Annotated in this window: 10 protein-coding genes; all 10 read right to left on the bottom strand. The window is 55.3% G+C overall.

Annotated elements, in window-relative coordinates:
• Positions 1-91: 91 nt before the first annotated feature.
• Positions 92-1,438, bottom strand: coding sequence for a cadaverine/lysine antiporter (gene cadB, locus KGP16_RS20530; protein ID WP_223500263.1), 1,347 nt, complete (start codon positions 1,436-1,438; stop codon positions 92-94).
• A 419-nt stretch (positions 1,439-1,857) separates the two neighbouring features.
• Positions 1,858-3,408 (bottom strand): lysine decarboxylation/transport transcriptional activator CadC, encoded by a 1,551-nt coding sequence (gene cadC / locus KGP16_RS20535; protein WP_223500265.1) that lies wholly within the window; start codon positions 3,406-3,408, stop codon positions 1,858-1,860.
• 89 nt (positions 3,409-3,497) lie between these two features.
• Positions 3,498-3,887 (bottom strand): VOC family protein, encoded by a 390-nt coding sequence (locus KGP16_RS20540; protein ID WP_059201632.1) that lies wholly within the window; start codon positions 3,885-3,887, stop codon positions 3,498-3,500.
• Positions 3,888-3,903: 16 nt separating this feature from the next.
• Entirely contained in the window at positions 3,904-6,042 is a 2,139-nt protein-coding gene (locus tag KGP16_RS20545) for a lysine decarboxylase LdcC (protein WP_021806102.1), read from the bottom strand.
• Between the two features lie 114 nt (positions 6,043-6,156).
• Complete coding sequence (accA, locus tag KGP16_RS20550) at positions 6,157-7,116, bottom strand: acetyl-CoA carboxylase carboxyl transferase subunit alpha (RefSeq protein ID WP_021806103.1); 960 nt, start codon at positions 7,114-7,116, stop codon at positions 6,157-6,159.
• A gap of 12 nt (positions 7,117-7,128) precedes the next feature.
• The gene (dnaE, locus tag KGP16_RS20555) at positions 7,129-10,617 is read right to left on the bottom strand and encodes a DNA polymerase III subunit alpha (protein WP_071682796.1); all 3,489 of its coding nucleotides are present in this window, start codon (positions 10,615-10,617) and stop codon (positions 7,129-7,131) included.
• A 139-nt stretch (positions 10,618-10,756) separates the two neighbouring features.
• Complete coding sequence (rnhB, locus tag KGP16_RS20560; RefSeq protein WP_021806105.1) at positions 10,757-11,362, bottom strand: ribonuclease HII; 606 nt, start codon at positions 11,360-11,362, stop codon at positions 10,757-10,759.
• Positions 11,359-12,507, bottom strand: a complete 1,149-nt coding sequence (gene lpxB, locus KGP16_RS20565) for a lipid-A-disaccharide synthase (RefSeq protein ID WP_059201635.1) — start codon at positions 12,505-12,507, stop codon at positions 11,359-11,361. The genes rnhB and lpxB overlap by 4 nt, the downstream gene beginning before the upstream one ends.
• A 3-nt stretch (positions 12,508-12,510) precedes the next feature.
• Positions 12,511-13,299: an acyl-ACP--UDP-N-acetylglucosamine O-acyltransferase gene (gene lpxA / locus KGP16_RS20570; RefSeq protein ID WP_021179920.1), complete on the bottom strand. Its 789-nt coding sequence runs from the start codon at positions 13,297-13,299 to the stop codon at positions 12,511-12,513.
• A gap of 3 nt (positions 13,300-13,302) precedes the next feature.
• Positions 13,303-13,758, bottom strand: a complete 456-nt coding sequence (gene fabZ, locus KGP16_RS20575; protein WP_021179919.1) for a 3-hydroxyacyl-ACP dehydratase FabZ — start codon at positions 13,756-13,758, stop codon at positions 13,303-13,305.
• Positions 13,759-13,912: the final 154 nt, after the last annotated feature.

Here is a 13,912-nt window from a genome sequence, read left to right on the forward strand (position 1 = left end):
TTTCTCCAGGCAAAGCGGGCCCCTTCCCGTCGCGGCTGACAGGTCGGAAAGAAAGGGGCTGGGTAAATTCAGTGGGTCAGAGCACGCAATCTCAGTGCGCTTTGGCCGTGGTGCTGTCGTTGACCGCTGCGGCTGCTTTGGCAACCTGGCGGGTATTCATTTTGCGGGCATAGAACATCAGGATGATCAGGCTGACGATAAAGGTGCCGGACAGCTCGAAGGAGTTGGCGCCCATCAGGGCGATAAAGCAGAATCCACAGCCCAGTACCGACGCCACCAGGCTCAGCAGGTTACGCACGTTGACGCCTTCAAAGCGGATCAGGTCAACGCAGGAGTAGAAGTAAGGCAGCATGGTCAGCAGCACCGCGATACCGGTCAGTTCGCCGAACAGGTCGGAAGCCTTGCCACCGCTGGAGTTCATCACGGTGATCAACACCATCAGCGCGGTCATTTTGCAGCTTGCCAACAGCAGGCCCTTCTTCGGAATGCCGTTTTTATCCAGTTCGCCATACACTTTCGGGAAGTTGCCGTCGTTGGCCGCACGCACCCCGGCCTGGCCTACCAGCATCATCCAGGAACCCAACGAGGTCAGGCAGGCAAAGGCGGTGAAGGCGGATACCATCGGAGCGGCCCAGTTACCCATAATGGCGGAAGCGCTGATGGCGAATGGCGCACCGCTGGCGGCCATTTGCGCCGCTGGGAACATCCCGCTCATCACCTGAGTGGCGGCAATGTAGATAATCCCAGCCAGGCCGGTACCCAGCATGGTAGCCAGCGGTACGGTACGTTTGGGGTTTTTCACCATCCCGGTGCTGACGGCGGCGGATTCAACGCCGATAAACGCCCACAGGCAGAGCAGGATACTTTTCACCACTGCATGGCTGTCGGTGGTACCCGAGGTATTCCAGTTGGCTTGATAGGTGGCAACATCAAACCAGTGCCAACCGGCCACGGCGGTGACCACTACCGGGATCAAGACCAGTACCAAGCCCAGCGTGGTCAAGCGGCTGACCCAGGTGCCCCCCAGCAGATTGACAAAGGTGAATATCCAGACGATGGCGATACAGGCAATCCCGGCCGGTACCGGATTATTCAACGCGGGGAAGAAAGTAGAGAGATAAGAAACGGCGGTAATGCCGATTGCCAGGTTACCGATCCAGTTGGCATGGTAGTAAAGTACGCCAGTCTGGAAACCGAACGCCGGGGAGATTTCCCCCGCATAGGCAATTGGCCCACCCTGCTGCGGGTTTTTGGTCGCCAGGCGGGCGTAAACATAAGCCAATGACATCGCGCCGATGATAGAAATTATCCATCCCCAGATGGCGATAGATCCCAGACTTGCCAGGTTTGCCGGTAATAAGGCAATCCCGCTCCCCATCATATTACCGGCGACGACGCAGGTGCAGGCAATAAGCCCTATTTTCTTGGATGAAGCCATGGTCAGTTTCTCCTGATTATCGATGCTGGTAAGTGCTGAGCATTAAGAGGCGAGATTAATGAACAGACTTGATAATCAGGATGCTAACGATCGGCCAAAATAAAGTCCTAAAGATAAGGTGAAATTACGCTCAGGGTGCGACAAATGATAAGCGGAGGTTTTTGACACACCTGTCAAGATGGCAGGATGAGCTAAAGAAAAGATAAACATCGTTTAAAAACAATAATATAAATTTATAAAATAGCTGTAATCAGTGATGTAACCGGAGGGAGCCATACAGAACGCCGACACGCCGTAAACCCGTCCCTGGGGGCTCGCAATCGCGCATCCCTGCGCTCAACGGTCGGCTAACCTGTATGACTCCCTCCGGTATCAAGCTTTTGGTGTCGCTATATTTATGCCACGGGTCGGTAATGGGGCTATTTTTGGGTGTCGTAATTGTCCAAATAAGGAACAACGGCGGTGACTGAGGTCTGGAATACGCCATTACGGATCCAATGCAGCGTGTTTTCACCGGGGCGAAGGTTGAAAGCCGTAATATAAGAATCCGCAGCCTGATGGTTATGGCCCTGCATTTCGTAGACTTTGCCTAGTAATACATAGTTCAACCATGACATCTGTAGATCGATAGCTTTATTAATGGCGCGATAAGCCTCATCGGTTTTTCCCTGCGACAAGGCATCGACGGTAACTATCTGCTGCAAGATGGGTGAATTTACCAATGCTGGTAACGTCCCCAGCCGGGTAATATCCGTTCGTAGCTGTGCGAGTTCGGCCGCATCAAGGGGTTGGTAGGAGTTACGCAACAAATCCACCAGCACTTTTTCGGCAACGGCATACTCAAAGTCCGGCGAGGCTTTGATTATTGCCTCCAATTGGCTGCTGGCGCGGGTCAGTGAGTCCGCATCTCCCTGTACCAGCAACTGATGTGCCTGATAGAAACGCTGCAGCGCCGGGCCATTTTGCGGCAGCAGCTGCGCCAAACGCTGCGCCAGTTGCTGCGGCCAAGGCTGTTTCAGCGCCGCCGACAGGCTGGCAAGGAAATCCTGCTGAATTTTTAGCTGATTATCGGTGGTAATAAAGTAGCGCTTATCCAGCATGATCGAGCTGTCGGCATTATCCACCAGCCGCACCGACAGGAAGCATTGCTGGGCACGGTAATGGCGTTGGTTAACGAACTCGATATACAGCGACTTGCCAGAGCTGCTCGGCCCGGCAAAGTTATAGTTAGTCTGATCGTGTACCAGGAACGTGGAATAGGTATTCAGCGCATCGGTAACCAGCTCACTCACGCCAACTACGTAAGAGAGCTGTGGCGTCCAGTTGCTGCAGCTGTTGCCACCCTGTATACGAATATCGATATCACGTGGGTTGAGCAACACCGGCATAGTGGACACCGGTATGCGCTGAGACAGGGTCGCAATGCCAACAAAGGCGACGCAGGCAGACAGCGCCGCCAGGAAAGCCAGCCACACCCAAAAGGGTGAGCGTTGATAAAAACGACCTGCCGCACTAGGTAACAGGGTCTTTGGCTTGGTGGCCGGGCGCGGTGGTATATAGGCGGGAGCCTCTTCCTCGCTGCCATCTTCCGGCTCATGCATTACCACGGCCACCTGGGGTAGCAACGGCGGCGCGTCCTCCCCCTCTTCACACCACATGACCGGTGCCGTTAGTTTATAACCGCGTTTGGGGACGGTGATGATGTATTCGGGGCTGTCTGGATCGCCGTCTTTCAGATATTTGCGCAGTTCGGAAATGCATTGGGTCACCACATGGTTGGTGACGATATTGCGCTTCCAGATGTTATCAATCAGCTCGTCGCGGCTGAGCACCACGTCCGGGTGCTGAGCAAAGTACTGCAACATATCGATCAGGCGCGGTTCCAGCGTCCGTTGACGCCCATCACGGCTTATGCGGTTGTCGGCCGGGGTGATCAGCCACTCCCCGACGCGGAAAACAGGCTCTTGCATGGCGGAAATAACTCTGTGGACACTGAGGGCAAGGGCGCGATGATAGCATAACGACCCATAACTTGGGCCGTTCTCAGCAGATTAAGCATTCATAGTTCATATAATTCGAGCGGTAATCCGTCAGGATCGCTGAAAAAGGTAAAGCGGGATTGGGTATAGGGATCGACCCGAACCGGCTCGCAAACGACCCCTGCCGCCTGTAAATGCGCGATCGATGCCTCGATATCCTCTACGCTGAATGCCAGGTGACGCAGGCCACAGGCTTCCGGGCGGCTCGGCCTGGCTGGAGGGGATGGGAAAGAAAACAGTTCAATGACGTATTGGCCATTCAGCGCCAGATCGGCTTTCCAGGAGTCGCGTTCTTCACGGTAATATTCCGCTAACAGGGTGAACCCCAGGATATCGCAGTAAAAGCGCTTACTGGCGGCGTAATCAGAACCAATCACCGCTATATGGTGAACCTGTCGTAATGCCAACATGGATGGACTCCGTAAGTTATTTAGTTTTCAGCACCTTCACCAGATAGCGCCCATCCTCGGTCAGTTTAGCGCCGTGGATATCGGTTTCAAAACCTGGATAGTGTTCACCGATCGAGCACAGCATCAGCAGGAAATCGAGCACCGCGCGGCTCTCTTCGGTGATCATCTCCCCCGGCATCACGACCGGTACGCCCGGCGGATAAGGCAGGATCATGTTCGCCGCCACCTTGCCGATCAACTGATCGATCTCGCAGGTTTCCACATTGCCGCGTACCTGCTGCTGGAACATCTCATAAGGCGTCAGCTTCATTTCTGGCAATACGTCAAACGCACGCAACATCAGGCCCGGTAAATCGTGCTGGCGGATCAGTTGGTGGATCCCGGCGGCCAGATCCTGAATGCGCATATGGCGGTAGAAGTCCGGATCTTCCGCATACAGATCCGGCAGCATGTTCTTCACCCGCAGGTTAAGATCGTAAGCTCGTTTGAAATCCGTCAGGCTGCGCAGCAGGCTCATCGCCTTGGTCTTGTCGATACCAATGCTAAACAGGAACAGCAAGTTGTACGGGCCGGTTTTCTCCACCACGATCCCACGCTCATCCAGGTATTTCGCTACCAGCGCGGCAGGGATCCCACTTTCCTCCAGCTCACCCAGTTCGTTCATCCCCGGCGTCAAAATGGTGACCTTGATCGGATCCAGATACATATGATCGCTGTCGGTCTGGCCAAAGCCATGCCAGTTATCGTCCGGATTCAGCGGCCAGCACTGTGCTTCGTCAATCTCTTCCGGCTGCCAGATATCGAAGAACCAGGTATCACTCTCAGCGCGCAGGCGTTGCACTTCACGACGAAAATGCAGGGCTCGCTCCACCGAACGGTTAATCATGCGCCGCCCTGGATTGCCACGCAGCATCGCCGCAGCGGTTTCCATTGAAGCCACAATGCCATAATGCGGCGAAGTGGTGGTGTGCATCATGTAAGCTTCGTTAAAGGTGTTCTCATCATAATCCCCTTTAATGTGGATCATCGAAGCCTGAGAGAACGCCGCCAGCAGCTTGTGGGTCGATTGAGTTTCATAGATCACCTTGCCTGGGATGCGATCGCCACTCATGCCGCTTTTGCCGTCATAAATCGGGTGGAAATTGGTGTAAGGCACCCAGGCCGAATCGAAGTGGATCGACGCCACGTCCAGCGTTTGCTTGATGTAATCGGTGTTATACAGCAGGCCATCATAGGTGGAGTTGGTGATCACCGCATGCACCGGCCAGCTGGCGTTGGCTGTGTCTTCCACCCGCTTGGCAATGCTGTCGCGGGTAAATTCGCGCTGGGGAATGCCGCCTAAAATACCGTACGCATTTCGCAACGGGCGCAGATAAATCGGCACGATGTCACACATCATCAGCAGGTGACACAGCGACTTATGGCAGTTACGGTCAATCAGTACCGTACTTCCGGCAGGTGCCGAATACATGCCGACAATCTTGTTGGCGGTAGAGGTGCCGTTGGTCACCAGATAGCTTTGCTCCGCGTTGAACGTGCGGGCAATGTACTCCTCCGCCTCCAGATGCGGGCCAGTGTGATCCAGCAGCGAGCCGAGCTCCGTCACCGAGATGGAAATATCCGCCTTCAGGGTGTTGGCACCAAAGAAATCGTAGAACAGGCAGCCCACCGGGCTTTTCTGGAACGCGGTGCCCGCCATATGGCCCGGCGTACAGAAGGTATATTTCCCCTCCTTCACATAGGTGAACAGCGCCTTGGTCAGCGGAGGAGTGATGGTATCCATATATTCATCGGTATACTGGCGAATGCGCTGGGCGATATCGTCGGCAGCGTTCAGACCATACTCGAAGAAATAGAGCACCATACGCATTTCGTGCAGGTGGACGTCAAAGGTGGAGTGAGTGTTGATAAACGCATACAGCGGCAGGTATTCATTCAGCTCATTGATTTCGCTGCACAGCTCCAGGCTGTATTCATCCCAGTCGAAGATCACCCCACAGATACGCGCATTGTGTTCGATCAGCTTGAGCAGGTCACCGCTGTTCTTCGGGAACACCAGTTGGAAACCCATTGAGGCCAGCGCCACGTGCAGTTCGCGGATAGGCTCGTCTTTGTAATACACGCCCATCGGGCTCATGATCGCAATGATATTCATCGCAGCTATCCTTCAGTTAACTACCAATAGCTTATAACAACATAAAAAGCCGAGGCTGTCTTACGCGCATAAAAAAACCGCCCCGAAAGGCGGTTAGTCATCAGGCGAACAAACTCAGCAGTAACCGTAGTTCATCAGCCGTTGATAGCGACGGTTGAGCAACTCTTCGTTGTTCAGGCCATCCAGATCCGCCAGGTCCGCCAACAGTTGGGCTTTCAGCGAAGCCGCCATTGCCGGTACGTCGCGGTGAGCGGAGCCCAAAGGCTCTGGGATCACAGAATCGATCAGCTTCAGCTCTTTCAGACGTGGTGCAGTTATGCCCATCGCTTCTGCGGCAATCGGTGCCTTATCGGCACTTTTCCACAGGATCGAGGCACAGCCCTCCGGCGAGATCACCGAATAGGTGCTGTACTGCAGCATATTCACTTTATCGCCCACGCCGATCGCCAATGCCCCGCCGGAGCCGCCTTCGCCGATCACGGTGCAGATCACCGGGATATTCAGGCGAGACATTTCACGCAGGTTGCGGGCAATCGCCTCAGATTGACCACGCTCTTCCGCGCCCACGCCAGGATAAGCACCTGGGGTGTCGATGAAGGTGATCAGCGGCATCTTGAAGCGGGAGGCCATTTCCATCAGGCGCAGCGCTTTGCGATAGCCTTCCGGTGCCGGCATACCGAAGTTGCGGCGGATTTTCTCTTTGGTTTCACGCCCTTTCTGATGACCAATGATCATCACCGGGCGGCCATCGAGGCGCGCAATACCACCGACAATGGCTTTGTCATCGGCATAGGCGCGATCGCCTGCCAGCTCTTCAAAGTCGGTAAAGATGTGTTTGATATAATCCAGGGTATAAGGACGGCGCGGGTGGCGTGCCAATTGGGCAATCTGCCAGGCCCCAAGATCGGAAAAAATCTTGCGCGTCAGCTCAACGCTCTTCTCACGCAGGCGCTGAACCTCTTCGTCCAGATTAATATCTAATTTTTCGTCTTGACGGCTGACTGCGGTCAGCGAGTCAATTTTCGCTTCCAGCTCTGCAATCGGCTGTTCAAAATCAAGAAAATTCAGACTCATAGCATTCCTATTTTAGTCAAATTCCAGTTCCACCTGCTCATTACCTACCAAGGTCCGCAAATCTATCAACAAGCGGTCGGTCGGCGTCACGCGCCAAGTTGCACCAAAGCGCAATCTTGCCCGTGCATCTTCCCGTTGATAGTAGAGATGCACTGGAATCGTCCCCGAGCGATGGGGTTCCAAAGACTGACGGAGACGGTTCAAAAGCTGGTCATCAATTTGCCTGTCCGTCAGCGAGATAGCAAGCCCGCGAGCGTATTTTTCACGTGCTTCACTGATGTCCATTAATTCACGAGCGGTCATTTTAAGCCCGCCGTTAAAGTCATCAAAGCTGACCTGTCCAGTCGCGATCAGGATACGGTCTTTTTCCAACAAATGCTGGTATTTTTCCAAGGCATCGGTGAATAACATGATGTCCAGACGCCCAGAACGGTCATCCAGCGTACAAATGCCGATGCGGTTGCCGCGTTTGGTCATCATGATCTTGGAAGCAATCACCAACCCGACGGCAGTAGTCATCTTGCCGCGATCCGTCGGATGCATATCTTTCAGGCGCTGGCCACCGGCATAGCGCTCGATTTCTTTGAGGTACTGCGTGATCGGGTGGCCGGTAAGATACAGCCCCAGCGTTTCCCGTTCACCATCCAGCACCACCTGTTCCTGCCAAGGGGGAACGTTGGCGTAGGATTGCTCCACCTGTTCCGGCGCTTCCGCCAGCACGCCAAACATATCCGCCTGGCCGATGGCTTCGGCTTTGGCGTGCTGATCGGCCGCTTTAAGCGCATCCCCCAGGGAGTTCATCAACGCGGCGCGGTGTGGCCCCAGGCGATCGAACGCCCCAGACATGATCAGCTTTTCCAGAATACGGCGATTGAGCTTCTTAATATCGGAGCGGGCGCACAGGTCGAACAGATCTTTGAAATACCCCTGCTCGCCGGAATTACGCGCTTCGATAATTGCTTCGATCGGCCCTTCCCCCACGCCCTTGATGGCGCCGATGCCATAGACGATCTCACCCTCATCATTAACGTGGAAGTGATACTGCCCGCTGTTGATGTCCGGCGGCAGGATTTTCAGGCCCATGCGCCAGCACTCATCCACCAGCCCCACCACCTTATCGGTGTTATCCATATCGGCGGTCATAACCGCGGCCATAAATTCGGCCGGATAGTGGGCCTTCAGCCACAGCGTCTGGTAAGACACCAACGCATAGGCAGCGGAGTGCGATTTGTTAAAGCCGTAACCCGCGAACTTCTCTACCAGATCGAAGATTTTTACCGACAGTTCGCCGTCAATGCCGCGCGATTTCGCACCATCTTCAAAACCGCCGCGCTGCTTGGCCATCTCGACCGGGTTCTTTTTACCCATGGCGCGACGCAGCATGTCCGCACCGCCCAGCGTATAGCCAGCCAATACCTGAGCGATCTGCATTACCTGTTCCTGGTACAGGATGATGCCATAGGTCGGCTCCAGCACTGGCTTCAACGATTCATGCTGCCACTGGATATCAGGATAGGAGATCTCTTCGCGCCCGTGCTTACGGTCGATAAAGTTATCTACCATGCCGGACTGCAACGGGCCGGGGCGGAACAGCGCTACCAGTGCGATCATGTCTTCGAAGCAGTCAGGCTTCAGACGTTTGATCAAATCCTTCATGCCGCGCGATTCAAGCTGGAATACCGCAGTGGTTTCCGAGCGTTGCAGCATGTCGAAGCTTTTCTTGTCATCGAGCGGAATGGCCGCGATATCTATCGGTTCCAACCCGGTCTTGGCGCGACGGGCGTTAATCATCTCCAACGCCCAGTCGATGATGGTCAGGGTACGCAGACCGAGGAAGTCGAACTTCACCAGCCCGGCGTATTCCACGTCGTTCTTGTCAAACTGGGTGACCGGGTGGTTACCTTCGGCATCGCAATAAAGCGGGGCAAAGTCGGTGATCTTGGTTGGCGCAATCACCACGCCCCCGGCGTGCTTACCGGCGTTACGCGTCACGCCTTCCAGCTTGCGCGCCATGTCGATCAGCGCTTTGACCTCTTCGTCTGCCTCATAGATTTCTGGCAGTTGCGGCTCTGCGGCAAAGGCTTTTTCCAGCGTCATGCCCGGATCGGGCGGCACCAGCTTGGAGATACGGTCAACGAAGCCATAAGGATGCCCCAGCACGCGCCCCACGTCGCGGATCACCGCTTTCGCCGCCATGGTACCGAAGGTGATGATCTGCGATACCGCCTCACGGCCATACATGTCCGCCACGTGCTCAATGACCAGGTCACGCTTTTCCATGCAGAAGTCGACGTCGAAGTCGGGCATCGAGACACGTTCCGGGTTCAGGAAGCGTTCGAACAGAAGGTCAAACTCCAACGGGTCGAGATCGGTGATTTTCAGCGCATAGGCCACCAGCGAACCGGCACCGGAACCACGCCCCGGGCCTACCGGCACGTCGTTATCTTTCGACCACTGGATGAATTCCATGACGATCAGGAAGTAACCCGGGAATCCCATCTGGTTGATCACTTTCAGTTCCAGATCCAGACGCTCATCGTATTCAGGACGGCGCTCGGCACGGACCTCCGGATCTGGGAACAGGAACTCCAGACGTTCTTCCAACCCCTCTTTGGACTTGAGCACCAGGAAATCTTCGGTGGTCATATCGCCGGTGGGGAACTGTGGCAGGAAATATTCGCCCAGACGGATGGTGACGTTACAGCGCTTGGCAATTTCCACACTGTTTAGCAACGCTTCCGGGATGTCGGCAAACAGCTCGCACATCTCTTCTTCGCTGCGCATGTACTGCTGCGGGCTGTAGTTTTTCGGGCGTTTGGGATCGTCGAGCGTGAAGCCATCATGGATCGCTACGCGGATCTCATGGGCATCAAAATCATCTTCCACCAGGAAACGGACGTCGTTGGTGGCAACTACCGGCAACCCGCGTTCGGTTGCCAGGGCTACGGCGGCGTGCAGATAGTTTTCTTCATCCGCACGGCCAGTGCGGATCAGTTCGAGATAATAGCTGTCCGGGAAATGCTGCTGGTAAAACTCCAGGCATTGATCGACCAGGGCCTGGTTGCCACGCAGCAGAAACTTGCCGACGTCGCCCATGCGTGCACCGGAAAGCAGGATCAACCCGCTGCGGTGTTCTATCAGCCAGTCGCGATCGATCACCGGACCGGCCGGGCCATAGCCGCGCTGATACGCCCTGGAGATTAATAGGGTGAGGTTTTGATAGCCAACGTTATCGGCTGCCAGCACGGTAAGCTGTGCCAGCTCATCGCCCAGCTCCTCGCTTTGCACATGGAAATCCGCACCGATGATCGGTTTGATCCCGGCACCGTGCGCACTGCCATAAAACTTCACCAGACCACACATATTGGTGAAGTCAGTGACGGCCAAGGCTGGCATGGCTAACGCGGCAGCTCTTTTCACCAACGGGCCGATCTTGGCCAATCCATCAATCATGGAGTAGTCACTGTGGACGCGCAGATGAATAAAACGAGGTTCGGCCATATCCAGATACCAACGTGTTGGGGTCCAGCAAGCTGGACCAGGGTTACATTAGGGTATGGGGAAGATCACCGTAGCCATTTCCCCTCACCCCGACCCTCTCCCAAAAGGAGAGGGGGCGTAATTTTAAGCATCGTGTGAACTATGCGAACGAGCCAGATTCCAGCACTCGTCTGACCGGGGCAAAACTGCGGCGATGATGCTCGGTAGCACCCAGAGCAGCCAGCTTTTCCAGATGGAACGCAGTCGGATAGCCCTTGTGTTGGGCAAAACCGTAATCCGGGAAAATCGCATCCAGCTCGGTCATCTCGCGATCGCGGGTCACCTTCGCCAGAATCGATGCAGCACTGATTTCCGCTACCCGGCTATCCCCTTTCACCACCGCTAACGAACGCATCGGCAATTTGGGGCAACGGTTGCCGTCAATCAACACCATGTCCGGTGCGATATGCAAACCCGCCACCGCACGCTGCATCGCCAGCATGGTGGCATGCAGGATATTCAGTTGGTCGATCTCGACCGGTTCAGCCCGCCCCAGGCTCCAGGACAGCGCCTTTTCCAGGATCTCGTCGTATAACGCCAGGCGGCGCTTCTCACTGAGCTTTTTGGAATCCGCCAGGCCAACAATCGGCCGTGCAGGATCGAGGATCACCGCAGCGGTCACAACGGCGCCCACCAAAGGCCCGCGCCCCACTTCATCCACACCGGCAAACAGCCGGGCGGCAGGGTAAACAAAGGGTTCCATCATGCTTTCGCCAGCTCCAATACAGCCTGAGCGGCCTGTTCATCGGCACCACAGCGAATGCTCTGATGCAGTTCAAGGAAGGTCTGTTTTAACAGCTCCGTCTGCGGGCTGTCTTCCAGCAGCGGCAATAACGCCGCGGCCAGCTTATCCGGTACACAATCGTGTTGCAGCAGTTCGGTGACGATTTCACGCCCCGCCAGCAGGTTAGGCAATGAGACATACGGGGTTTTCACCAACCGCTCCGCCAGCCAGAAGGTAAATGGCTTCATGCGGTAGCCCACCACCATCGGGCATTTTGCCAACATGCATTCCAGCGCTGCGGTGCCGGAAGCCAACAGTGCCGCATCGCTGGCCACCATTGCCTCACGCCCTTTGCCATCCAGCAGGTGAACCTTGAGCTCCGGCGCAACCTCGGCCTTGATGCGCTCAAACTGCTCACGGCGCTTGGCATTGACCAAAGGCACCACCACTTCCAGATCGGGATAATGCTCGCGTAGCAGTTGTGCGGTACGCAGGAAGTCACCACTGAGCATTTCCACTTCGGCATTACGGCTGCCGGGTAGCAATGCCAAACAGCGAGCGCCCGGGGCAATGCCCAGCGTAGCGCGTGCGGCCAGCTTATCCGCCTGCAATGGCATCGCATCGGCCATGGTATGACCGATAAAGCGGCAAGGGACGTTGAAACGATCGTAAAACGCTTTTTCGAAAGGGAGGAACGCCAACACCAGGTCGGTCGCTTTACCAATTTTGAAAACGCGTTTCTGACGCCAGGCCCATACGGACGGGCTGACATAGTGAATAGTGCGGATACCGCGCTGTTTCAGGCGGCCTTCCAGCGTGAGGTTGAAGTCTGGCGCATCAATACCGACAAACACGTCAGGCTTCAGCTCACTGAACCGGCGGGTCAGATCCTTGCGGATCTTCAACAGGCGTGGCAGACGCTCAAGCACCTCTACCACGCCCATCACCGCCAGCTCTTCCATTTCGTACCAGGTTTCACACCCTTCGGCCTGCATCAGCGGGCCAGCGACACCGACAAAGCGGGCGCTTGGATAGTGCGTCTTAAGCGCACGAATTAAACCGGCACCCAGAATATCACCGGAAGTTTCCCCGGCGACCAATCCGATAGTCAATGGACGATTTGGCATAACTCAGCGAATAATCCCACGGGTAGAACGCGCAAAGAAATCGAGGAACTGCTGCACCACGGGCTGCTGTTGCGCCAGGGTTTCGATCTCTGCTTTAGCCTCGTCGAAGGTCTTCTCGCTGCGATAGAGGATTTTGTAGGCGTTGCGGATCGCCTGCATTTCATCCTTATCAAAACCACGGCGTTTCAGGCCTACGGCGTTAATACCAAATGGCGTTGCGTGGTTACCCTGCGCGATGACAAAAGGCGGTACGTCCTGAGCGACACCGGAGCAACCACCGACCATCACATGGGCACCAATCACACAGAATTGGTGGATCGCGGTCATGCCGCCAATGATGGCGAAATCGTCGATCTCCACGTGACCAGCCAGCGTGGCGTTGTTGGCCAACACGCAGGAATTACCCACCACGCAGTCATGAGCAACGTGCACGTTGACCATCAGCAGGTTGTCATTACCGACTTTGGTCAGGCCCGTTCCCTGCGCAGTACCGCGATGAATGGTGACGCTCTCACGAATGCGGTTACGATCGCCGACTTCAACCCGAGTCGGTTCACCAGCGTATTTCAGATCCTGATTCACTTCACCGATAGAGGCAAACTGATAGATCTCGTTATCGCGGCCAATCTTGGTGATACCGTTCACCACCACATGCGATTTGAGGACCGTACCCGCGCCGATTTCCACCTGGGAGCCGACGTAGCAGAAGGGACCTATATGCGCACCAGCGCCGATGACGGCGCCTTCTTCAACGATCGCACTTGGATGGATAAAGGCGGTTTTATCAATCACGGATTATGCCTCCCGGCTGCGGGCACACATCATGGTTGCTTCGCAGACAATTTTTCCGTCGACGGTCGCCACGCCTTTAAAGCGGGTTAAACCACGACGGGTTTTTTCGAAAGTGACTTCCATAATCATCTGATCGCCAGGCACCACAGGGCGCTTGAAGCGAGCCTCGTCAATACCGGCGAAATAGTACAGCTCGCCCGGTTCCAGTTTACCCACGCTCTTAAATGCCAGGATACCCGTGGCCTGAGCCATAGCTTCCAAAATCAGCACGCCTGGAAAAATCGGTTTACCAGGGAAATGCCCCTGGAAAAACGGCTCATTAACGGATACGTTCTTCACTGCACGCAGATATTTATGCTCTTCGAAATCCAATACACGGTCAACCAGCAAGAATGGATAACGGTGAGGAAGCAGTTCCAGAATTTCTGCAATATCTAGAGTATGAGTGTCAGTAGTCAAAATACTCTTCCTGTCTCTAAAAACTGATGGCATCAACAACACGGCCTGCGTTGACCCCAAAAAGGAGATCATCAGGCAGGCCGCAAATTAACAACTCTTTGCGCTTTTGGCATCATTGCCAACGCGTTTCGTTTTATACCCAGCATCCCGGGCC

The organism is Serratia sp. JSRIV006, from assembly GCF_019968685.1.
Classification (GTDB): domain Bacteria; phylum Pseudomonadota; class Gammaproteobacteria; order Enterobacterales; family Enterobacteriaceae; genus Chania; species Chania fonticola_B.

Coding starts and splice junctions, on each gene's coding strand:
- accA (WP_021806103.1), bottom strand. CDS start 7,116: ATGAGTCTGAATTTTCTTGATTTTGAACAGCCGATTGCAGAGCTGGAA.
- dnaE (WP_071682796.1), bottom strand. CDS start 10,617: ATGGCCGAACCTCGTTTTATTCATCTGCGCGTCCACAGTGACTACTCC.
- rnhB (WP_021806105.1), bottom strand. CDS start 11,362: ATGATGGAACCCTTTGTTTACCCTGCCGCCCGGCTGTTTGCCGGTGTG.
- cadB (WP_223500263.1), bottom strand. CDS start 1,438: ATGGCTTCATCCAAGAAAATAGGGCTTATTGCCTGCACCTGCGTCGTC.
- lpxB (WP_059201635.1), bottom strand. CDS start 12,507: ATGCCAAATCGTCCATTGACTATCGGATTGGTCGCCGGGGAAACTTCC.
- cadC (WP_223500265.1), bottom strand. CDS start 3,408: ATGCAAGAGCCTGTTTTCCGCGTCGGGGAGTGGCTGATCACCCCGGCC.
- KGP16_RS20545 (WP_021806102.1), bottom strand. CDS start 6,042: ATGAATATCATTGCGATCATGAGCCCGATGGGCGTGTATTACAAAGAC.
- KGP16_RS20540 (WP_059201632.1), bottom strand. CDS start 3,887: ATGTTGGCATTACGACAGGTTCACCATATAGCGGTGATTGGTTCTGAT.